At 67.3% G+C, this 22801-nt stretch carries 15 protein-coding genes; 7 read left to right on the top strand and 8 right to left on the bottom strand.

What is annotated here, in order from left to right:
- The first annotated feature begins 138 nt into the window (after positions 1–138).
- The 4 genes from J2X58_RS04955 to J2X58_RS04940 all read left to right on the top strand — a co-directional run bounded on the left by J2X58_RS04955 (position 139) and on the right by J2X58_RS04940 (position 2546).
- The gene (locus tag J2X58_RS04955; protein ID WP_310046733.1) at positions 139–477 is read left to right on the top strand and encodes a hypothetical protein; all 339 of its coding nucleotides are present in this window, start codon (positions 139–141) and stop codon (positions 475–477) included.
- 270 nt (positions 478–747) lie between these two features.
- On the top strand, positions 748–2004 hold the full coding sequence (locus tag J2X58_RS04950; protein WP_310046731.1) for an MFS transporter: 1257 nt from the start codon (positions 748–750) through the stop codon (positions 2002–2004).
- 99 nt (positions 2005–2103) lie between these two features.
- Positions 2104–2358, top strand: coding sequence for a hypothetical protein (locus J2X58_RS04945; protein ID WP_310046729.1), 255 nt, complete (start codon positions 2104–2106; stop codon positions 2356–2358).
- Positions 2355–2546 carry a hypothetical protein gene (locus tag J2X58_RS04940; protein ID WP_310046728.1) on the top strand — a complete coding sequence of 64 codons (192 nt, stop codon included), beginning with the start codon at positions 2355–2357 and terminating at the stop codon, positions 2544–2546. The genes J2X58_RS04945 and J2X58_RS04940 overlap by 4 nt, the downstream gene beginning before the upstream one ends.
- An 87-nt stretch (positions 2547–2633) precedes the next feature.
- Here the strand turns inward: J2X58_RS04940 and J2X58_RS04935 are convergent, their stop codons facing one another.
- Complete coding sequence (locus J2X58_RS04935; RefSeq protein WP_310046727.1) at positions 2634–3821, bottom strand: MFS transporter; 1188 nt, start codon at positions 3819–3821, stop codon at positions 2634–2636.
- A gap of 88 nt (positions 3822–3909) precedes the next feature.
- Between J2X58_RS04935 and J2X58_RS04930 the strand changes: the two genes are divergently transcribed.
- Positions 3910–4500 carry a TetR/AcrR family transcriptional regulator gene (locus J2X58_RS04930; protein WP_310046726.1) on the top strand — a complete coding sequence of 197 codons (591 nt, stop codon included), beginning with the start codon at positions 3910–3912 and terminating at the stop codon, positions 4498–4500.
- 28 nt (positions 4501–4528) lie between these two features.
- Here the strand turns inward: J2X58_RS04930 and J2X58_RS04925 are convergent, their stop codons facing one another.
- Positions 4529–5176, bottom strand: coding sequence for a DsbA family oxidoreductase (locus J2X58_RS04925; protein ID WP_310046725.1), 648 nt, complete (start codon positions 5174–5176; stop codon positions 4529–4531).
- A gap of 140 nt (positions 5177–5316) precedes the next feature.
- The gene (locus J2X58_RS04920; protein ID WP_310046723.1) at positions 5317–6747 is read right to left on the bottom strand and encodes a hypothetical protein; all 1431 of its coding nucleotides are present in this window, start codon (positions 6745–6747) and stop codon (positions 5317–5319) included.
- A gap of 299 nt (positions 6748–7046) precedes the next feature.
- Between J2X58_RS04920 and J2X58_RS04915 the strand changes: the two genes are divergently transcribed.
- Positions 7047–7619 carry a DUF2878 domain-containing protein gene (locus tag J2X58_RS04915; RefSeq protein ID WP_310046722.1) on the top strand — a complete coding sequence of 191 codons (573 nt, stop codon included), beginning with the start codon at positions 7047–7049 and terminating at the stop codon, positions 7617–7619.
- 16 nt (positions 7620–7635) lie between these two features.
- Here the strand turns inward: J2X58_RS04915 and J2X58_RS04910 are convergent, their stop codons facing one another.
- From J2X58_RS04910 to J2X58_RS04890, 5 genes are all read right to left on the bottom strand, one after another.
- Positions 7636–9315 carry a POTRA domain-containing protein gene (locus J2X58_RS04910; protein ID WP_310046721.1) on the bottom strand — a complete coding sequence of 560 codons (1680 nt, stop codon included), beginning with the start codon at positions 9313–9315 and terminating at the stop codon, positions 7636–7638.
- Between the two features lie 47 nt (positions 9316–9362).
- A complete protein-coding gene (locus tag J2X58_RS04905; RefSeq protein ID WP_310046720.1) occupies positions 9363–18347 on the bottom strand; it encodes a YDG domain-containing protein in 8985 nt (2994 codons plus the stop codon).
- Between the two features lie 275 nt (positions 18348–18622).
- On the bottom strand, positions 18623–20248 hold the full coding sequence (locus tag J2X58_RS04900; RefSeq protein ID WP_310046719.1) for a histidine kinase famiy protein: 1626 nt from the start codon (positions 20246–20248) through the stop codon (positions 18623–18625).
- 50 nt (positions 20249–20298) lie between these two features.
- A complete protein-coding gene (locus tag J2X58_RS04895) occupies positions 20299–21060 on the bottom strand; it encodes an EAL domain-containing protein (protein ID WP_310046718.1) in 762 nt (253 codons plus the stop codon).
- 37 nt (positions 21061–21097) lie between these two features.
- On the bottom strand, positions 21098–21370 hold the full coding sequence (locus J2X58_RS04890; RefSeq protein ID WP_090179191.1) for a hypothetical protein: 273 nt from the start codon (positions 21368–21370) through the stop codon (positions 21098–21100).
- 143 nt (positions 21371–21513) lie between these two features.
- On the opposite strand from J2X58_RS04890, the gene J2X58_RS04885 reads away from it, so the two are divergent.
- Positions 21514–22731: a glycoside hydrolase family 27 protein gene (locus J2X58_RS04885; protein WP_310046716.1), complete on the top strand. Its 1218-nt coding sequence runs from the start codon at positions 21514–21516 to the stop codon at positions 22729–22731.
- Positions 22732–22801: the final 70 nt, after the last annotated feature.

Below are 22801 nucleotides of genomic sequence, written 5' to 3'. Positions count from 1 at the left end.
TCAGCACCGGAGGTTTCCTTGCGGTGTTGGAGAGCCCCGGACTAGCATCCAGCCAGCGACGCGTCCGACGGTGTCGATTTCCGGGTTGCTCATTCGACGCCTACATGTGGCGACCTCCGCCATCCAGGAGAACTCCGAATGAACGTCCATATCGCTCCCTCCCGTCCCGGCATCGTGCGCCTCGGCCAACTCGGCCGCTTCGCCGCCTGTGCCGCCACCCTCCTCCTCGGCCTGGCTAGCGCGTATCTATCCGCGCAAGGCGAGCACAACATGGCGCACATCATGTTCTACGTGCCGGCCAGGGATGGAACCACGTGGGGAGCGAACCTGCCGGGATCGCCGCTGATCGGCGGAAACTACTGGTACCTGCTTCCGGGGCATGAGGCCGACGCCGCCACCCTGCCCCCGGTCTCCGTGTTCCTGCTGGCGACCAGCACGTACTCGGACGGGACGCCGGTAGCGCCTCACGCCATGTGAGGATCGACTCCGTACCGGTGCGAGCAGCAGGCTCGCGACGATGAGCGCCGGCCCGGCGATGACCACGGTCAGGGTCCGCCGGGATGCCACCAATGAGTTGCCACAAAGCGCTAACGCAAAGAGGCTGCGACGGACTGCCCACACACCGCTTTGCAACGATTTACGTGCCCGCGCTGCGCGACGCGTGGTATTCCGGATCAGCTCTCCGTCAACCGACTTCCGCCACGAGCGGACTCGTTAACGGGTTTGGTCTAACTGAAGGTTTCAGCCATGCACGAGAAAGCGTACGAAGCCCAATGCGCCGCCGTAAGCACGCACGCCGACGAGACTCGCATCCTGCGCCGCTGCGGACTCACCCTCTTCGCACTGGCGCTTGGCAGCTTCTGCATCGGCACTTCGGAATTCGCGAGCATGGGCATTCTCCAGCTTTTCGCAGGAAGCCTCGGTATTTCGATCCCCGAGGCGACGAATGCGATCACGGCGTACGCCTTCGGCGTGGTCATCGGCGCGCCGCTCATCACGCTTGCCGCCGCACGCTGGAACCGCAGGAACCTCCTGCTGGCGCTGATGATGCTGTTCGTGATCGGCAACGTGCTCTCCGCCTGCGCCCTCAACCTGGGCATGTTCGCCGCCGCGCGCTTCATAAGTGGTCTTCCCCAGGGCGCCTACTTCGGCGCCGGCGCGGTCGTCGCCTCGTACATCGTCGGTCCCGGCAAGGGTGGCCGGGCCTTCGCCATCGTCATGACGGGGCTCACCGTCGCTACCATCGTCGGCTCGCCGATGGCGACGTTTCTCGGTCAGCATCTGGGATGGCGGAATACGTATTTCGCCGTCGCCGGCCTCGCGACCCTCGGCTTCCTGGCGCTGTTCGCGTGGGTGCCGCGCACGGATGCCCTGAAAGGCGGGCCGGTGGTACAGGAGCTGTCCTCGTTACGGAAGGGCCTGGTGTGGCTCACCATGCTCGTGGCCGCGCTCGGTATCTCGAGCATCTTCGCCGTCTATACCTTTGTCGGCCCGTTCGTTACTGAAGTGGACATGCTCGGCCCCGCGTGGATACCGGTCGCACTCGCCGCCTACGGCGTCGGCATGACCCTCGGCAACCTGGTGGGCGGACATCTCGCCGACCACTACCGCTATCGAGGCCTCGTCGTTGGTTTCATTGGCGCACTCGTCGTGCTGGCGACGCTTGCGACCCAAGGCACGGAACCCTGGGTGATGGTGGCCTGCCTTTTCGGCGTAGGAATGACGATGATGATGGCCATCCCGACGATCCAGGTCCACCTCACCCAGGCTGCCCCCGAGGCGCCCACCCTGATGGGCGCGATGAATCTCGCGTCGCTGAATCTCTCCAACGCGATCGGCGCGTGGTCCGGGGGCCTTTTCGTCGCCGCGAACCTGGGTTACCTCGCGGCGGCATGGGCAGGCTTCATCTTCACGTCGCTCGGACTGCTGGTCTTCTGCATCACGCACTGGAGATTGCGGCACGCCGTGCCCGCATCCAGAGCCGCGATGGCGACGTCGCCGTAACATCAGCCGGGACGTCTTACGCGCGTCGCAGCGACCGCTGCCAGGCGGTCTGTCCCGGCAGTGGCACCTGATCAGTCCCGGTCGATCGGGAGTGGAGCCATGGGCGACAACAGCTCCTCTTCACGCAGGGCGATCCAGAAATCATCCGGGATGTCGGACTGCAAGGCAGCCATGCATGTGCGCGTAACGGCCGATGGCAAGGAAGGAGGCGCATGGTCTATGCGGATTCGGCAGAACGTCCCAGCCGCCTTGCAATGGCATGCACAATCGCATCGCCGTGCCGGGCAGGATGTCGCCCAGGCCGGTGCCGTCTCGTCGTGTCTCTTCGTCATCACCATGGAGTGCCCAGAATGAAGAACGTATTCGTCGCATGTGCTTTCGCCGCTGTCGCTTTCTCCGTCCAGGCTGGCGACGCGCTCCGCAATGTCGACGCGGCGCAGGCGACATCCTTTGCGCCGATATGCCCGCCCGGTGAGGTCGCCGTCGCGCATTACATCAACGGCAAGCTCACCTGGGTGTGTGAGCCCGAGCCAACCCGATAGGGCTCAGACGAAGTTGCTGGATCGCACGGCGCGGCAGGGACCAGGTGTCTGCCGCGCCGGCCTTCCATCGCGGCGATCCCGGATGTTTCACGAGAGCGCCGCGGCATGCACGTGCCGCGCCCGCGCCACGATCCACGCGAGCGCCGCCAGGGCCAGCGCCACGATGATCGCGCCATACACGTTCGCCGCGGCGAGCAGGCCCTGATGCTGCGCGAGGTAGCCCACGGCGATGGTCGGCACGCTGAAACTCAGGTAGCTCTGGATATAGAACGCGGCCATGAGCGCGCTGCGTTCGTGCGGCTCGGCGAGGGGCACGATACTGCGCACGGCGCCGAGGAACGAGGCGCCGAAGCCGGCACCCGCGACGATCGATGCGATCAGCAGGAACGCGCCCGAGCCGACGTTCGCGCCGACCAGGACGAGCACGAGGCCGCCCGCCAGCGCGATCGCGCCCTGCTTGAGCGACCGTAGCGCCGAATGATTGAGGCCCTGCAGCACCGCGAACGCGCCGCTCACCATCAGGGCGGTCACGACGAGTCCGCCGATCCACGGTGACGTCGCGTGGGTGGTCTTCGCCACCAGCGAAGGCATCAGGGAAAGATAAAAGCCGCCCAGCATCCAGGCCGCGCCGTTGAGCGGCGTCACGGCGCTGAACGCGGCCGATGCCCTTGCCGGCACACGGACGTGCGGACGCAGGCTCGCCAACGCGCCGGGCTTCATCGCCGCGGTTTCGGGTGTGACGCGCGTCAGCAGCGCGGCGATGACGAGCAGCACGATCAGCACGACGAACACCGTGCGCAGCGGCGCCGGGGCAAGCACGACCAGCGCGGTGCTACCGAGGGCGCCCGCGCCCAGACCGAGCATCGGAGCGAGGCTGTTCACCGTCGCGCCGCGCTGCCGGTCCAGATCGAGGATGGCGGCCGCGAGCGTCGACATGCCGATGCCCGTCGCGACACCCTGCAACACGCGCGCCGCGACGAGCCAACCGGGGCTGCTGGCCTCGAGGAAGACGAGCATCGCGACGATATCCAGGCCGATCGCACCGCCGATCACCGACCTGCGGCCCAGATGGTCGGACAGTCGCCCGGCGAAGAGCAGCGCCATCAGCAGCGCGAACGCATACACCGCGAAGATCACGCTCAGCAGCGTCGGCGTGAACTGCCACGTCGCTTGGTAGATGCGGTAAAGCGGCGTCGGTGCGGTCGAGGCGGCGATGAAGACGATCAACGAAGCGGTATGCACCGCCATCGGCCAGCGGGTGTGGGAGGCGCTCATGGGGCAGGCCTAAAGCAAAGAATGCGCTTTAGTCTACGCTTCCTCGGGCTTAAAGCAATGGATTTGCGTTAGTGATACACTTCGATGCATGAACGAAACGTCCTCCGCTACCCCGCGAGCCCCCGGCGTCCGCCCGGGCGGTCGCAGTGCCCGGGTTCAGGCGGCCGTGCACCAGGCGGTGAACGAACTGCAGGCCTCCGACCGCGACGGCGTGACGGTGCCGGCCATCGCCGCCCGCGCGGGCGTCACGCCGTCGACGATCTATCGCCGTTGGGGCGATCTTGCGCAGCTGCTGGCCGACGTCGCGGTCTCGCGGATGCAGCCGGACACCCCGCCCGCCGACACAGGGGCTTACCGGAGCGATCTGCTCACGTGGCTCGAGCAGTATCGCGACGAAATGTCGTCGGACCCCGGTCGATCCCTGTTGCGTGACATCCTAAGCGCCCAGGGTCGCGACAACCCGGGGCGTTGCGCGAGTTTCTGCGCGCAACAACTCGAAGCCATCGCGGAGCGTGCGTCGGGGCGCGGCGAGCATCCCGCACCGACCGACGCGTTGCTCGACGGCGTCGTCGCGCCGTTGATCTACCGGATTCTATTCTCCGCGGACACGCCCTCTACCGACGACGTCACGCGTTGGGTCGACGCGGTGCTCGAAAGGCCGGGCGCGCGCGTCGCCTGAATCGCCCGCCCGCGGCGACCGCGAGGCATCAGCCTTCGGCGGCGATCTTGCGGAGCTGGCGTTCGAACTCTTCGGGTGGCTGGCCGCCGGAGATCAGATAGCGGTCGTTGACGATGACGGCTGGCACGCCGGTGATGCCGCGGCTCTGCCAGAGGGCCTCGCTGCGCCGCACGTCGTCGCCGTATCGATCGGACGCGAGGACCGCGCGTGCTTCGACCGGGTCGAGCCCGACCTTCTCCGCCGCGGCGACGAGTGCGTCGTGATCGCCAGGGTCCGTCTGGTCGGTGAAGTTCAGGATGAACAGCTGGCGTTTCAGCGCCTGCTGCCTGCCCGTGCCCGCCGCCCACGCCATGAGTCGGTGCGCGTCGAACGTGTTGTAGATGCGCGTGTCGTCGGAGGTATTGAACGTGAAACCGACGGTGGCGGCGCGCTCCTTGATGCGTTCGCGGTTCATGCGGGCTTCGTCCGCCGGAATGCCGTACTTCGCGACGATGTGCTCCACCGTGTTCTCGCCACCGGCGCGCATCGACGGATTGAGTTCGAACGGATGGAACGCGATGTCGGCGTCGACGACGCCGTCGAGCCGTTCCAGCGCGCGTTCCAGCCCGCCCAGCCCGATGGCGCACCAGGGACACGCGATATCGGAGACGAAATCGATCTTCAGTTTCTTGGACATGACACCAGCCTCGACAGGAATGGCGCCATGTTACGCCGGCCCCGCCTTCGTCGGATGTAAGTCGCCACGATCCCGGCGTGCTGTCGCCACGATCGGCCTGTTTTCAGCACCATGAAATCATCCCTCCGCTGGAGGGAAAATCACAGCACGATACCAACTGTCCGAATGGGCACGAGGCCGTTCTTGCTACACCGGGGCTTGGATTCTTGCCGCCCGTCAAGGTACCGCACGGTCACCGCTTCCCCCTTCTTGCATGCCGACGCCCACGCCTCGGCGGCGCCAACCGGGTTGGCCTGAAGCGACTCGCCGTTTAACGACACCGGTTGGCCACCGACCGACATCGTCCGGCAGCCCTTCAACACTGGATCGATACGAGGGATGCCGTCGGTATAAAGCCCATAGCGGCCCGCGCAGTCGTTCTTGAGCACGTCCCGAACGATATCTATGTTCATCCGCCGAGCCTGGCTGAGCGTAGGCGGCCCGTCCAACCTGACGCGAACGCCATGGGCGCTCATCCAAGCAGCAGTCGCGTCGAGCCAATTACCGGTTCCGCGATACGTCGCCTCGACAGCGCCTTCCGATGCAACCCCGGTAGGTTCGCGAGCAGGCTTCGATGATGCCGCGGCCGAGGTGACCTCGGCGCGTGTCCAAGAGAAAAATCGACTTCGGGCGTTCGATTCCCCGAATGTCACGATGCTCTTTTCAAACACATAGACCGCCCCGCAGTTATAGGCAATGGATGGCTGCGCTTTGACGATCGCGTAAGCGGACCGTGTATCCCCGGCGAGGCTGGATGCGCAGGAAAAGATGCGGTCCGCAAGTGAAGTGGCCAACGGTTGATCGGATTGGCCGCCCGAGGTCACGAGATCTGCCGCCCACTCGGCACCGCCCTCGAGCACCATCATCGCCCACGGGTCGGTCCCCGCTCTCGGTGCGACGATGTAATTCCAAAGATGAAACGTCTCGTGGGCCAGGAAGTGACTTAACTCCGGACGGTGCTCTTTATCCACACATGCTCGGCTGATTCCGAGGAGCATCAAGCCTTCTCGTACCCCACCGAGCGTGCCACATGCCCCCTCAGCCCAAGGCAGTAGGTAGACCAGGACGACGGGATCCGCCTTCTCACCGAGCTCGCGCGAAAATTCGGCACGATCCCGTCGAAGTTGCCGCGCTATCCAGTCAGATTCGCGGCGACCGAAAACCGTATCGATATGAAGCAGTTCAGTGCTTTTCGTCAGGACGAGATATCCCGAGCGGTATGCGCATGTGACGTCTCTGCGGTCGATCTGAACCGCCTCACATGGTGAGCTGTGCGACGTCAAGGCGTCGGAAAATGGGCGCACATCGACCGCAGCTGCGCCTTGTGTCACGACCACCGGGGGATACTCGCGGCCTTCGGCCGGCACTGTCTTGACGACGTCGCGCGTGTAAACCCAGTGCCCTGGACGCCCACCTTTTTCCCAGCCTGGCGACGGGGAAAAGTCACGGCTCGACGAGATCGTGACCGTTGCCCAGGTCGTTTCCGCACCTGAGGCGGCAGAAGCCACCGCGCACAAGCCAACGGCAATCAAGATGAGGCTCCGCCTCGTACATCTCATGCGACATCCTCCGCGTGGTATGCGTGATCAGCTCTCAGGTACATCACCCGGTCCGACCAGCGTGATTTAGCAAGATTCATTCGAAGTCTGTCAGGCGATGCCTTTGGCGACAGGGGCATACCGAGTGAATCAAGCATAGGGTACCCCATGCATCCAAACAGGCGCCCTTCTACGTAAAACTCGCAACCACCACCGGAAGTGACGATGCGCACGCCTGCCTCGCCCCATGTCCACGCCCGTGCGGCACGCGGCTCGTCGCCGGGCCGCGCGCGATGACGATCGACCGGCCCACCCTCGCGAAGTGGTTCAACGCCATCGGCTATCAGGCCGTGTGGTTCGCGCTGGTCATCGGCGCGGCGCGCGGCGACACCGGCTGGGCCTTGCTGGCCGCTGCCGTGTTCGTGGCGATACAGGTGGCGCTGGGCGGGCGCTTCGTCGCCGAATTGAGAGTCCTCGGGCTCGCGCTGCTGTGCGGCCTGATCGTCGACGGCGTGCCTTCCCTGGCCGGCTGGTGGCGGTATGCGTCGCCGTCACCCGCGCTCCCGCCGGACGGCGCGCCTGTCTGGATCCTCGCGCTCTGGCTGTGTTTCGCCACCACGCTCAGCCGGTCGCTGTCGTTCCTGCGGCGGCGACGTGGCATCGCCGCCGTGCTGGGTGCGATCGGCGGCCCGATGGACTATCTGGCGGCCGCGCGCGGCTGGAACGCGGTCGTGTTACCCGAGCATCCCTATTCCGCCGTGGCCTGGCTGGCGGTCGCCTGGGCGGTCGCCCTGCCCGTGCTGTCGCACGTCGCCAGCGCGACGGCGACGGCACCTCCCCCCACGGCGCGGTCCGATCGGACCTGAGCCAGGACGCCCTTCGTCAGAAGCCTTTCTGGATCTGCACCCACGCGCGCCAGTCGTGCGTTTCGCCCACGATCTCGGGCCGCGCGCCGATCGGATGCGCGACATCGGCGGCGAGCGACCACTGGTCGTCGCCCTGCCAGCGCAAGCCCACGCCCGCGTCCTGCATGTGCGCGCGATTGGTGCCCGGGGCGAAGCGGTCCTTGTAGATCGTGGCGCGGCCGGCGTCGGCGAACGCGGTCGCCACCCAGGTGCCGGTCATGCCGAAGTTCAGCGTGCGACGGAACTCGAGGTTGAGCATCTGCCCCTGCGTGCCCGAGAGCGCACCGGTGTCGTAGCCGCGGACGTTGTTGGCGCCGCCCAGGTAGAACTGCTCGGACGTGTCGATGTTGCGGTTCGCCCACTGGCCCTGGAAGCCGATATAGATGGCGTTGTTCTCCGACAGCTTCTGCAGGCGAGCCACCGAGAGCGTGTACTTGAGGTAGCGCCCCTTCGTGCGCGCGCTGATCAGGTCGACGAATTCCGCGAAGTCGTCGTCGAACCCGAGGCGGCCGTAGGTGGCCGTGACGTTGAAGTTGGTCACGCCGTTCGCGTCCCGGCGATCGCCGGCCACCGTCGCCGTCCACGCATAGGTATGGCGTCGCGTGCGGATGCCGACGACATCGATATCGTCGTCGAGGCGGCGGCGATCGAAGCCGAGCTGGCCGTACAGGTTGCCCTCGGTCGTGCGCACGAACGGGTGGCTGATCCACGCGCTGGCGACGTTCGCCGTGCCGTGCGCGTCGAGCGCGCGTAGGTCGCCCTTGAGCTTGTAGTCGAGGTTGGAAAGCGCGGCGCCAACCACCGTGCCCTGCCCGTTCAGCAGATAGCGGTAGGCAAGGCGTCCATAGTTCATGTTCTCGCCGGCGGTCACGGCCGTCGCGTCCAGCGCATCGCCCTGATGGGCCAGGCCGTTCACGCTGAACGTGCCGGTGGCGCGAGCGCGGCCGGTGTAGCGATTGCCGTAATCGTCCAGCGCGACGATGCCCGTATAGCGCTGGCGATCGTCGGTGCGCACGGCCAGGTCGGACGTGCCCGGTTCCTCGCCCGGCCGAAGCACGGAGGTTTCGGTCACGCCCGGCACGTCGCCGAGCAGCAGTAGGCTGCGATCCAGTCCGTGCTCGGTGATCGGCGCTCCGTCGCGCAACGGATCGAGCGTGCGATTCAGCACGCGATCGCTGGTGGACGAATGGTTCTCGAGCACCACCTTGCCCAGGCGGGCTTCCTGCACGGCGATGCGCACCGTGCCACCGGACAGCACCTGCTGCGGCACGTACGCCATGCTCAGCGGGTAGCCCTTGGCGCGATACGCCTCGGTGATGCGCGCGGCGAGCGCGTTGAGCTGGCCGAGCGTGAGGTCCTGGTTCTCGCCCGAGGCGACCAGCGCGTGCAGCTCGTCCGCCGGGATGAGCGTCGCGCCCGTGACCTCGATGCGGCCGACGTGGAACGGCGCGCTGTCCGCGGTCGAGACGGGCGCGGCCGGCGGAAGGCGCAGGCCGGTATCGTCGGCCTTCTGCGGCGGCGGAGGCGGCGGAAGCTGATTGAGCAGGTCGCCCGCCTGCGGCGTGCGCACCTGGGCCTGCGCCGTGGAAGCCAGGGCGAGCAGGATGCAGGCGGCGAGGCGGCGGGTGTGGCGGCGGTGGAGCGGAACCATGGTCATCGTCGAACCGTTACTTGAAATGGAGTGGATACCCGCGATGCGATGCGTCACTGCATCGCATCCGCGGGAGCACGGACGCCGCCGTCGACCAGCCGAAGCGACAGGCCGGACGTGAAATCGTCCCTCGAGACGTTCTTCTCGACGGCCTTGCGGGTCTTCTTGTGGTTGCCCGAGTACTGGCCGACCGACAGGTTCTGCGCGACCCCGTACGGGGTGGCGATCGACTCCGGCGCGAGCACGGCGTCCATCTGCGCCACCGCCGTCGACGACGCGCCCTGCGAGGGGTTCTGCAGGATGTCGGCGGAGGTGACCGCCACCGTGTTGTACGCGTAGTTCTGCGCGTCGGCGCCGCTGGCCTGGATGCCGCTGGCCGTGACCGTCTTGCCGAGGCCGATCGCCGAATCCGAGAACAGCGTGCTGGAGGCGGCGAACGTCACCACGTCACCGGACAACACGCCGCTCACCGACAGCGGCGCCACGTCGTTCGCGTTGCCATCGAAGAACTTGTTGGTGCCGGTGGCGCTGATGGTGACGGCACGCTTCGTGATCGAGGCGAGCGTCGTCGGCGCGACGTCGAGGCGGTAGTTGCCGGCGTCCACGCCGTCGATGCGACCGTCGACGGCCACCGTCTTGCCCTGCCCCGCGTTCTTGTCGAGGAAGCGGCCGCTCGTCGTCAGCCGGACATCGTCGCCCGCGAGCACGCAGGACAGCGCGCCATGCGTCGTGGCCGAGGTGTTGCCGTCGTAGACCTTATCGTCGGCGGAGACGCCGGCCCGGACGAGCAGCGGCGTCACGGTCGCGACGTGCGTGCCGCCGAGCAGCGTGTAGTTGTCCGCGAGCGCAGCGCCGTTGTCGTTGAGCGCGAGGGTACCGAGGCCGGCCACCGTCTCGCGCGTGGCGACGTTGCGGCTGGCGAGCGTACCGGTGCCGGACAGGCGCAGCGTCTCACCGGCGATGCCGGCCACGAGCCCGTCGTGGCCGAACATCGCGGCGGCCGCGGCCGCCGTGCCGTCGTAGACGCGCGTGCCGTCGAGCGAAATCACCACGCGCCCGATGTCGGCGAGCGTCGTCGCGTTCGTCGAGAGCGTGTAGTTGCCCGCGTCGCCCCCGCCCAGCGTGCCGCCGACGTCGACCGTCTTGCCCGTGCCGGCGTTCCGGTCGACGAACACGCCCTGCGTGCCGATCGACACGTCGTCGCCGGCCACGACACCCGCGAGGGCGCCGTGCGTCATCGCGGCGGTCGTCCCGTCGTAGGTCTTGCCGTCGGCCACGATGCTGCCGACGATCGCCTTCGGCGTGATGTCGCCGAGGGTCTGCGCGGTCGTGTTCCACGTGTAGTTGCCGACATCGCCACCGGCGCCCGTGATGCCCTGGACGACGATCGTCTTGCCGGTGCCCGCGTTACGGTCGCTGTAGTTCGCCTGCGAGCCGGTGAACGTCACCTGGTCGTTGCCCACGATCCCGGCCGAGCCGAGGCTCGCCTGGGCAATCGTGTTGCCGTCGTACACCTTGTTCGAGCCGGTCGCGTCGACCACGATCGCCTTCGGCGTGATGGTGGCCCAATGGTCGCCGCCGAAGAAGGTGTAGTTCGATGCGAGCGCGCCACCCTGATCCACCAGGGTCATGCCGCTGACGTCGGTTGCGGGTTTGCGGGTGCCCACGTTCTTGTCGGCGACCTGCATGGCGCCGGTCAGGCCCAGCACCTGCCCACCGATGCCGGCGATGCTGCCGCCGAGCACGCTCGCCGCGATCACGTTGCTGCCGTCGTAGACGCGCGTGCCCTGCAGGTCGAGGACGAACGGCGTGATGTCGGCGAGGGTCGTGGCGGTCGTGTTGGCCGTGTAATTGGCGGCATCCGCTCCGCCAAGGGCGATGCCGGTGGTCGTCACGGTCTTGCCGGTGGCGGCGTTCGCATCGGCGAACGTCGAGCCCGTGGCATCCAGCACCACGTCGTCGCCGGCGATCACGCCCGTCTGCGACAGGCTGGTGGTCGCCGCGTTCGTGGTGTCGTAGATCTTGTTCGTCGACGTGTTGGCGACGGTGATCGCCTTCGTCGCGATCGACGCCAGGGTGGTCCCGTTGGAGGTGACGACGTAGTTGTCCTTGTCGGCGCCGCCGACCACACCCGCCACGACCACCGTCTTCCCGTAACCGGCGTTCTTGTCGAGGAACTGGCCGCTCGTCGAGGTGTAACGCACGTCGTCGATGCCGATCACGCCGGAAAGCGCGCCATGCGTGGTCGCGCTCGTCGTGCGATCGTAGACACGGTCGTCGGCGAGGATGGTGCCGGTGATCGCCTTCGGCGTGACGTTGGCCAGCGTCGTGGCGTTGCTCGTGACGATGTAGTTCGCCGCGTCCGCGCCGCCCACGTGGCCCGAAACCGTCACCGTCTTGCCGTTGCCGGCATTCTTCGTATCGAAGTTGCCCAGGGTCCAGGCGTAACCGACGTCGTCGTTCGCCAGCACGCCGGAGAGCACGCCGTAGGTGGCGGTCGTGGTGTTGCCGTCGTACACCTTGTCGCCGGCGGCGATGGAGCCCGTGATGTTGCGCGGCGTGATCGTCACCCAGTGCGTGCCACCCTGCAGGCTGTAGTTGCCCGTCAGGCCGTTGCCGATGTCGACGAGCGACATGCCGCTGATGTCGGTCGGGGTCTTGCGCAGGCCGACATTCTTGTCCGCCAGCGTGAGGCTGCCGGTTAGGCCGAGCACCTCGCCGTTGACGCCGCTCACGCTGCCGCCGAAGACGTTCGCTGCCGCGAGCGCCGTCGCGTCGTAAACGCGGGTGCCCTGCAGGCTGAGCACGTACGGCGTGATGTTGGCCGTCGTGCTCGCCTGCGTGTTCAGCAGCGTGTAGTTGCCCGCCCCGGTGCCCGTGAGGCCGATGCCGCCGACCAGGACGCCGATGCCGTTGGCCACGTTCTTGTCGGCGAACAGGTTGCTGGTCCAGGTGTAGGACACCTGGTCGCCGCTGTCGACGTCGGCGCTGCCCAGCGTCGCCGTCGAGGCGGTCGTGCCGTCGTACGCCTTGTTCACGCCCGTGGCGACGACCGTGATGCCCTTGGCCGTGATGTCCGCGCGGACGTTGCCCGGCTGCGTCAACACGTAGTTGCCCGCGTCGTTGCCCAGCAGCGTGAAGGAGGTCGTGACCGTCTTGCCCTGACCCACGTTCTTGTCGCTGAACGCGCCGATGGCGGTGTTGCCCAGGCCGATGTCGTCGCCGCCGTAGGCGCCGACGAGGACGGAACCGCTAAGCGATGCGGCGGTATTGCCGTCATAGATCTTGTTGGCGGCGACCGTGCCGTTGACGGTAAGCGGCGCGCGCGTGACGTTATACGTATCCGTACCGCCGACGAGCGTGTAATTGCTCGCCTTGCCGCCGTTTCCGCCGTCGCCGAGGGCAAGCGTGCCCAGCGCGAACGCCAGCGCCCCCGTCTTGCTGGACGCGTACGCACCCACGTTCTTGCCGCCCAGCGCGCCGGCGCCGCTCAGCACCAGCGTCTCGCCGCCGACGAGGTTGGACATGGCGAGCGTGCCGGCCGCGGCGGCCTGCGTCTGGTCGTAGATGCGACCACCCGTGAGGTTGATCACGCGCGCGGTGATGTTGCCGGTGGTGGACGTCGTGGCGTTGTCGAGCGCGTAATTGCCAGCGTCGGCACCGCTGAGGCCGATCTGGCTGACGCTGATGGTCTTGCCGGTGCCGACGTCCTTCGTGTCGAACGTCTTGGTGCCGCCCGCCGTCACGGCGTCGTTGCCGACCTTGCCATCGACGCTCAGCTGCGTCGCCGACGCGCCGGTGGTTCCGTCGTACACGCGCGTGATGCCGGTGGCGCTGACCGTGACGTGCTTCTGCGTGATGCTGGCGGTGACGTCGGTCGGCTGGCGAAGAACGTAGTTCATCCCGTCCGTACCGTCGATCGTCATCGCGGTGGCCACGGCCTTGCCGGTGCCGACGTTCTTCGAGTCGAAGGTGCCGGTCGCCGTCCCGTTGAGGTTGACCGTGTCGGCGCCGAGCACGCCGTTGAGCACGGAGCCGTGGAGCGCGGCCGTGCGGTTGCCGTCGTACACCTTGTCGTCTGCGAACGTGCCGCTGACCGTGAGCGTGGCGGGCGTGATCGTCACCCAGTCGATGCCGCCGGCCAGGGTATAGTTCTGCGCGGAGGAACCGCCGTAGTTGCCGAGCGCCAGCGTGCCGAAGTCCTGGAAGGCGCGCTGCGAGCCGACGTTCTTCGTGACCAGGGTACCGGTGCCGGTCAGCGACACGCGCTCACCGTTCACACCGAGCACGGTGCCATTGCCGTCCGTGAACAGCGAGGCCGCCGCGTTGGTCGTCGCGTCGTAGACGCGCGTAGAGGTCAGGTTGATGATGAACGGCGTGATGGTGCCGAGCGTGCCCGAGGCCGCCGTCGGCAGCGCGTAGTTGGCGAGGTTCGTGCCGGCGTTGGCGACGAAGTCGGACACCGAGAGCGTCGACGCGAGGCCGACGTTGCTGCCGGCGTTCACGCCAAGGTAGCGCGAGGTCGACGACTGCGGAATGGTGGCGCCCTGCCCGTTCACGAAGCCGGTGAGCGTGTAGTCGCCGGCCAGCAGCGTCACCGAGTTCGAGCCGTCGTACGGCTTGGTCGGATTGCCCGTGATCGTGGCGACGATCGGCGCCTTGTTGATGTTCGCCGTAAGGCCCGTGACGGCGTTGACACGGTAGTTCGACGCGCGGCTGCCGGTGAGCCCGAAACCGGTCGTGGTGACGTCGAGGCCGTTGGCGGCGTTGGGCGAACGCACGGAACCGGTGGCCGACGAAGCGTCGAGCACGACGTTGCCGGCGTCGGCTCCGAAGACGCCACTGAGGCTCGCGCCGGACGTGTTCAGGGCGATGGCCGTGTTGCCGTTGTAGTACCGGCTCACGGCGGCAACGTTGAGGATGTCGAGCGCCGCCGGGCTGATGGTCGCCGACAGACCGGTCAACGGATCCAGTGTGTAGTTGCCCGCTTCGCTGCCCGAGATGCCGAAGCCGATCGCCGTCACGCCACGCGTGCCGGCGTCGGCGCTGTCGAACGTGCCGGTGGTGCCGCGGGTCAGCGTCACGTTCGACACGTCGGCGCCGACGAGACCGATCAGGCGCGCGCCGGCGCTGTTGAGCGTCGCGGCGGTCGTGGTGTCGTAGACCTTGCCGTTCGCGCTCACGCCCACGATGTGCAGGGGGGCGGCGGTGATGGAGCCGGTGCCGGTCGCGTCGAAGTCGAGCTGGTAGTTCGACAGGTCGGTACCCGAGTGCGCCAGGTAGGAGGTAACGGCCATGTCGGCCGTGATCGTCTTGTTGGCACCGACGTTCTTCGTGTCGTAATGCACCGACTTCGACGGGACGATGTCGGCGCCTTCGTCGGCAGCGAAGCCGGAAATGTAGTAATTCGAGACGCCCAGGGTCTGATAGGTCGTGCCGTCGTAGACCTTCGACGGATTGCCGACGATCGACGCCGTGAGGATCGCCCGGGTGATCTCGCCGGTACCGTAGGCCTCGGTGGGCAGCGGCTGGTAGTTCTCCGGCTTGGTGTTACCAATGGGCTGGTAGTCGCCCTGCGCGAGTGTGACCATCACTGGCTGCTTGCCGACGTTCTTGCTCGCGTAGGCGCCTTCGGTCTTCGTGATGATGAAGCCTTCGTCGTTCGGGAAATTGCCCGTCACCTTGTAGTCGCTGCTGAGCAGCGTGGCGAGCGTGGTGCCGTCATAGGCACGCGTCGGAACGCCGATGATGCGGACATATACGCCGCTGGTGTCCGCCTTCTCGATGAAGCCGTAACCCGTGATGCTGGTCGGCAGCACGTAGTTGGCGAGGTCGGTGCCCGCGATGGGCGCGAAGTCGCCGGCGCCGACGTTGGCGGTCACCAGGCGGATACCCGCGTCGGCGGTGGCATAGTCGCCACGCGTCTGGGTAACCGACGCGCCCTCGCCGACGATGAATCCGTAGACGTCGTAGTTCGCGCTGGTCAGCGTGGCGTTGGTCGTGCCGTCGTACTGCTTCGACGGATTGCCCACGATCTTCCACTGCAGTGGCGCCTTGGCGATCGTGCCCAGACCGGTGATGCTCGAGGCGAACGTGTAGTTCGACAGCGACGTGCCCGATCCGATGTTGAAGTCCGACGCCTCGATGGCGGCCGTGACGGTGCGCGTGCCGGCGTCCTTGCTGTCGTACGACGCACCGGCGCTCTGCACGACGCTGCCCGAGTCGCCGCCCTGCCAGCCCTGGATCGTGACGTCGCCGGCGCGGAGGTTCGCGTTGACGGTGCCGTTATAGGTACGCGTCGGGTTGCCGGTGATGGTCAGCGTCAGCGGGGCCGGCGTGATGTTGGCCGACAGGCCGGTCGGCTGCGCGAGGCGGTAATTGCTTGCGCCGTCGCCCGAGAGCGCGAAGCCCGTGGCGGTCACGGTGAGCCCATTGCCGACGTTCTTCGTGGCGAAACTGGCCGAAGCGCCGGACGAAAGCAGGGCCACGGCATCGCTGCCGACGACGCCCTGCAGGCCGTACGTGCCCTGGTCGAACACGAGCAGTGCGCCGGTCGTGGCATCGTAGACCTTGTCCCTTGCGCTGACGCCGCCGATGGTCAGGGTCTTCGGCGTGATCGACGCCGTGATGTCCGACTGCGCAACCAGCTCATAGTTCGACGCCTTGTTGCCCACCAGCTGGAAGCCGGTGGCGGTGACGCCCTTGCCGTTGCCCACGTTCGCATCGGCGAACAGGCCCGCGCCGGCGCTGGCGTCCAGGGTCGCGTCGTTCACATCGGCGGCGATCACGCCGAAGATCGACGCGCGGCTCTTGTCCAGCGAGTCGTTGGCCGTGCCGTCGTAGACCTTGTCGTTGCCGATCAGGCCCGAGAGCTGGACCTTCGCCTTGTTGATCGTGCCCGCGCCGGTAGCCACGGTTGGCAGCACGTAGTTCGAGACCTTGGTGTTGTTCGCGGCCACGAAGTTGGAGGACACGAACGTCGCCGTGACGGTACGCGAGCCGGCATCGGCCGATTCGTACGCCACGGTGTTCGGCTGGCTGAACGTGATGCTTTCACCGGCCACCAGGCCGGACATCAGGTAGTTCGATCCCGTGAGGGTGGCCGTGGTGGTGCCGTTGTACGTCTTGGTCGGGTTGTTGACGATCGCGATGCCGAGCTGCTTCGGGTCGATCACGCCGATGTTGGCGGATGCGCCGCCGCCCGAAACGTCGTATCCGTACACAGGCGTCATGCCATCGGCCGCCGTGAACGTATAGGCGCTGGCGGCGGTGGCGGTGCTGACCTGCAGGCCGCTCGCCGCGTCCTTGCTCGCGTACGTGCCGCTGCCCGTGGCGATGCGGTCGCCGTTGACGAGACCGCTGGCGTTGAAGTTGGCGCCGGTCAGCGCGGCGGCGGTGCCGCCGTCGTAGTCCTTGCGGACCGTGCCCACCGGTGCGCCGAGCGCGACCGTCGGCGCCAGCGCGTAGAGGAATCCGTTACCGCCCACTACCGGCGCCGTGCCGGCCGGCGCGTTGTACTGGAGGAAGCCCGGCACGAGGCCGCCCGTCGTGTCGCCCACCGGCGACGAGGAATAGACCAGCCAGCGGCCGTTGGCGGCGGCGAGCGCGCCCGCACCCGCCTGGTTCACGAAGTGACCGGCCGCCGTCAGAGTGACGCCGGCATCGCCGCGGATGGCCGCGCCGAGCACGATGTCGCCCGTGCCGCCGCTGCCGGCCTTCAGCGTCACGCGGCCCGGACCGCCGATCGCCGCCTTGACGTTGATCGACCGGTACGCGTCCAGCGTCAGCGTCGCCGCCGCGTTGGTCCACGTGATCGGCGCGGCGACGGTGATGTCGCCAGACCCGTTGGCGTTGATCACGCCAGCGCCCAGGGTGCCGCCGGCGGTCGTCTGTTCGGTGACGCTGGTGCCGCCGTTGAGCGAGTTGGAGATCGTGGTCGCCGCGGTCTGGTCGATCGTGAGGTCGTACGGATCGATCAGCCAGGTGCCGGCCGCGCCGCGCGGGGCGGCCGCCGTGACATGTGCCGCGCCCAGGTTGGCGAACGCGGCCGACGTCTCGATGTGGCCACCGTTGCCGCCGTTCGGCGCGCTGGCGTCGAGCGTCCCCTCCACATTCACGTGGCCGGCCGTCATGCCCCCTAGCAGCACGATCTGGCCGTCGCGATTCTCGACCGTCTGCGCCCGGACCACGCCGGTGTTGTTCACCGCGCTGGCCAGCAGCGAATCGCGCGCGCCCGCCGTCATGAAGACACGGCCGCCGTCCGCCTGGACCAGCTGGCGGTTCTCGACGAGGTTGTCGAGCGTGCTGCGATCGACCTGCACGTTGACGAGCTGGCTGCCTTCGAAGTTCAGCGTCACCGCGCTGCCGCCGGCCATCGCCACGGTGCCCAGCCGGGCGGTCACCACGCCCTGGTTCGAGACCTGATTGCCGAGCAGCGCCACATAGCCACCGTCGGCGGCGTGGATCGCACCCTTGTTGATCACCGAGCCCTTGCCGTCGCCGCTGAAGGTCCGGCTGCGGGCGTCGACGGAATCGTCGCCGGTGTCGAGGGTCGACGCCACGAGGCCGCCGACATTGACCTGTGCCCGCTCACCGAACACCACGCCGTTCGGGTTGATCAGCCAGACCTGCCCGTTGGCGTCGAGGTGGCCCTGGATGTCGGAGGCCTTGTTGCCGAGGATCCGGTTCACCGCGATCGCGTCGCGACCTGGCTGAACGAACTTCACGGTCTCGTTGGCACCGATGTCGAACGTCTGCCAATTCAGCGACAGGCGCTGGCTGTCCTGGCGGATCGTCGTGACCGCGCCGCCTTGCTGGATGCTGCCGTTACCGCCGACGATCTGACCGCCCGTCTGGCCCGCATGCGAAAGTCCGGGAGCGCCAAGCGCCAGCGAGATCGCCACCGCCACCGACGCGGCCCGCGGTGCGCGCGCTCGCGCTGCCGTCGAGGGAACCGGGCGGCTGCTCCGCGCGAGTTCGCTGGCGGCAACCCACTGCGACGTCGCCGCGTTCCAGCAAAGGCGGTAAATGCGATTCATGAAGACCCCTGTTTCTTCAAGACGAGCAAAAGCGCGCGGACGATGTCCACGAAGCGGAAAATGGTGATGTCCGGCGAAGGCCGGTCGGGAGCGCGCGAGGACTGCCCAGCCATCCCCCTGTGGATGGCCGGCGATGATCGCCGAAAAATGAGACTGGCGTCACAACGGCGCGGGCGATTCTATGCCCTGGGCGAGACTAAGAGAAGTCCGCAGTTGTGAAGACGACGGCCCCTGCCGTGGTTCGGGGCCGTGGCCGATGCCTGTGTCGCCGCCGGTCAGCTGACGCCAGTGGGTCCGTCCAGCACGAACCGGATCTTCCGCAGCAGGTCGAGCCGGGAATAAGGCTTGTTGAGCACGTCGAAGGCGATGCCGCCCGCGTCCGTCCGCTGCACGGACTGCGATGCGTATCCCGTGGTCAGCAGGACCTTGAGGCCGGGGTTGATCGACCGGGCCCGCCGGGCGAGCGCGACGCCGTTGAGGCTCCCCGGCATGACGATGTCGGTGAACAGGATATCGAAGGCCGGCCCCTGCTCGATCCGATGCAAGGCCTCCTGCGGATCGGTGAGCGCCACGACGTCGTAGCCGTGGGATTCGAGGATGCTCTGGGCCAGTGTCGCGAGATCCGGACGGTCGTCGACCACGAGCACGCGCTCATGCCCCGACCGGTCCGCGGCGCGATCGATGCGTCGGACCGGCTCAGGACCCCGCCCGTCCTCCTGCTCGATCGCGACCGGGAAATACATGGTCAGGGTCGTGCCCTCCCCCACCGCCGAGTCGATGGCGACGGCGCCGCCCGACTGCTTCGCGAACCCGTAGACCATCGAGAGGCCGAGGCCGGTGCCCTTGCCTTCTTCCTTCGTAGTGAAGAACGGGTCCATCACCCGCGTGACGACGTCGGGCGCCATGCCGCTGCCGTTGTCGATGACGTCGATGGCGACGAACGACCCGCCACGCGTGGCCAGCTCGCCCTGATCGTTGATTTCCAGCGGCGTGGCATTGCGCGAGCGGATCACCAGCCGCTTGTCGGGACGGCCGTCCATCGCGTCGCGGGCGTTGATGGCGACGTTGAGGAGCGCCACTTCCGCCTGGGTCGGATCGAGGCGCGCGTTCCGCGTGTCGGCGGCGAGATCGAGCTCGAGGACGATGTCGTCCCCGAGCGAACGTGCGAGCATGTCCTGCATGTCCGCGACGATCTGGTTCGGATTGACGACCCTGCCCTGCAGGGTCTGCTTGCGCGAGAACGCCAGCAGCTGGGACGTCAGGGTCGAGGCGCGCTGGATGCCCGCGCGCGCACCGCCGATGAAGCGCAGCAGCTTGTCCCTGTCGATCTCGGGATGCGTCAGCCCCACCTCCACCGACTCCACGTAGCCGATCATCAGCTGCAGGAGGTTGTTGAAGTCGTGCGCGATGCCGCCGGTCAGCTGGCCGAGGGCCTCCATCTTCTGCGCCTGGCGCAGCGCGTCCTCGGCATCACGCCGACGGCTCACGTCCAGCTGCGAGGCGAAGAAGTACACGACCTCGCCGTTCGCGTCGTAGACGGGCGAGATGAACAGCGCGTTCCAGAACGTCGAGCCGTCCTTCCGATAGTTGAGGATCTCGGTCGCGATTTCCTGATTGGCCGCGACCGCGTCGCGGATGGCCGAGATCGTCACGCGATCGGTGCCCGGCCCCTGCAGAAGCCGGCAATTCCTTCCCAGCAGCTCTTCGGTCGTGTAGCCGGTCATCCGCAGGAAGGCCGGGTTGGCGAAGATGATGGGGTTGTCCGGCGTCCGCGGATCCGTGACGATCATCGGCATCCGCGTGGTGGACACCGCGGCGAAGAAGATATCGCTTCCGGGGTGGTCGACCCCTTCGTAGACGACCCGGGTTTTCTGCCGGCCGTGGTTGGTGTGTTCAGTCATCGTCGATCCTATGCTTCGCCCGACATTTTCGCGCGCCCGCACCGAACGGGCTACCCGTGCGAATGCCCGGCCTCCGGCCAGTGGATGTCGGGCAATCCGCCCGTGAGCGGTCTTGCGAAGAAAAAACCCTGCTGCAGGCGGATGCCCAGGTCGAGCAGCGCCCTGCATTCGCCCTCGGTCTCCACGCCCTCCGCGATGACCTGCACGCCGAGCTCGCCGCACAGGGCGGCCATGTGGCGCACGATCATCTGCCGCGGGCGGCTGCCGTCGATACGGCGGATGAGGCCGATGTCGAGCTTGACGAGGTCGGGCTGGAAATCGGCCAGCAGGTTCATCCCCGCGAAGCCGGCGCCGAAATCGTCGATCGCCGTGAGGAAGCCATGCGCCTTATAGGCCGCGAGGACGCGGACGAGGTGGTCGTGGTCGATGACCTCCTCGTGCTCGGTCACTTCGAAGATCACGCGCTCCAGCGGCCAATCCGCTTCCCGGGCGGCGGCGAACGTCGCCTGCAGGCAGTGCTCGGGGTTGTACACCGCGTTGGGCATGAAATTGATCGAGAGCAACGCCGGTGGGCCAACCCGGGCCGCCGTGCGGATCGCGACCATGCGACAGGCCTGGTCGAACGCGTAACGGTTGTCCTGTCCGACATGTTCGATCACCTGGGCTGCGGTTTCGCCGCCCAGCCCGCGGACCAACGCCTCGTGAGCGAACACGGCATGTGCCGGTACGTCGACGATGGGGTGGAACGCCATGGTGATGCCGCGCGCGACCTCGTCGGCGTTTCCGCAACCCTTGCAGCCGAGGCCAGTCATCCGCCGTGCGCCCGGCGGCCGATCGGCGCCGCGCGCATCAAGGCATGCCGCCGTTCAGCGCCATCTCGCCGGAAGGAGTGGGCTGGTAGGCGAGGACGCCTGCCGGCACGGATGCGGCCAGCGACTCGACGGTGCCCTTGGCGGCGTCGAGCGCGCACGCCATCGCTTCGGAATAAGCGGAAAAACGACGGGCCAGGCGGCGCTTACGAAGAACGTTCCCGTCCGGGTCGACGATCAGATACGTCGCGACGTAACCGCGACCTGGGACGGACTGGACATCGACGTCGATATTGAAAGGGCTGGAATTCACGCAGGTTACCGAACAGGGGTCCGGCGATATCGTGATGGATAAAATGTGAGGCCACGGTGCAGACGCCGGGACGATCCGAGCGGCCTCCGACCGCGGCACGGGCCGGCCGGGTACCATGCCGGCATCCTCCCAGGGAAGCGCGAATGACCTCGCATCGTGTACTGCGCCACTCCGCCCTCGTTCTCGGCCTGGCCACGTGCCTGATGGCTTCGGCCCGTGACGGCGGGCCAGCCGTCCCGCCGGTCGACGCCGTGCCGGCGAACGGCCTCGCCCGGACTCCCCCCATGGGCTGGAACAGCTGGAACCATTTCGCCGGGCGCATCACCGCGGACGACGTTCGCGGCATGGCCGACGCCATGGTGGCCAACGGCATGCGCGATGCGGGCTACGTGTACGTGAACATCGACGACACGTGGGAAGGTGTCCGCGATGCCTTCGGAGCCATACGCCCGAACGACAAGTTCGGCGACATGAAGGCGCTGGCGGACTACGTGCATGCCCGGGGCCTTAAGCTGGGCATCTACTCGTCGCCGGGCGCGAAGACCTGCGCGGGATTCGAGGGCAGCTTCGGCCACGAGGACCAGGATGCACGCACCTATGCGAAGTGGGGCGTGGATTTCCTCAAATACGATTACTGCGGCGCCCGTGACCAGTATCCGGTCACCCTGGAGAACCAGCAGGCGCTGTTCCGCCGCATGGGCCAGGCGCTACGCAGGACGGGCCGGCCGATCGTCTACAGCCTCTCGCAGTCCGGTCAGTTCGACATCTGGAAATGGGGTCCGGAGACGGGCGCCAACCTCTGGCGCACCACGCCCGACATCAGCGACGACTGGTCGTCGATGTCCGAACGCGGATTCCGGCAACTCGATCTGGCCGCATGGTCGGGCCCCGGCCACTGGAACGACCCGGACATGCTGGAGATCGGCAACGGCGGCATGACCGTGGACGAATACCGCACCCAGATGAGCCTGTGGTCGCTGCTCCCCGCCCCGCTGCTCGCCGGCAACGACCTTCGCGGCATGGACGCCGAAACCAAGGCCATCCTGCTCAACCGCGAAGTGATCGCCGTCGATCAGGACCCCGCCGGCCTGCCCGCGCGTCGGCTGGAGACGCAGGGCGACGTGGAGGTGCTCGTCCGGGATATGAGCGATGGCTCGCGGGTGGTGGGCTTCTTCAACCGGGGCGAGACACCCGCGCGGGTCACCTTCCCGTGGAGTCGCCTTGGACAGCGGTTCGCGAAGCCGAGGAATGTGCGCGACCTCTGGAACCATCGCTCGCTTCCGACAAACGAGGGCTACAGCGAAGCCCTACCCCGGCACGGATCCGTCCTGCTTCGCGTCGGCGCCGCTTCGGGAACCTGAGACTCACGCCATCTGTTCGGCAATCGGGCGCGCATGGTCGGACCCGGCCGTAACGCCATCATTGTGGACA

The sequence above is a fragment of the Luteibacter sp. 3190 genome (genome assembly GCF_031456385.1).
In the GTDB taxonomy this organism is placed as follows: Bacteria; Pseudomonadota; Gammaproteobacteria; order Xanthomonadales; family Rhodanobacteraceae; genus Luteibacter.
Note: the sequence above shows the minus strand (reverse complement) of the source record. Positions and strands in the feature narration are given on the sequence as shown.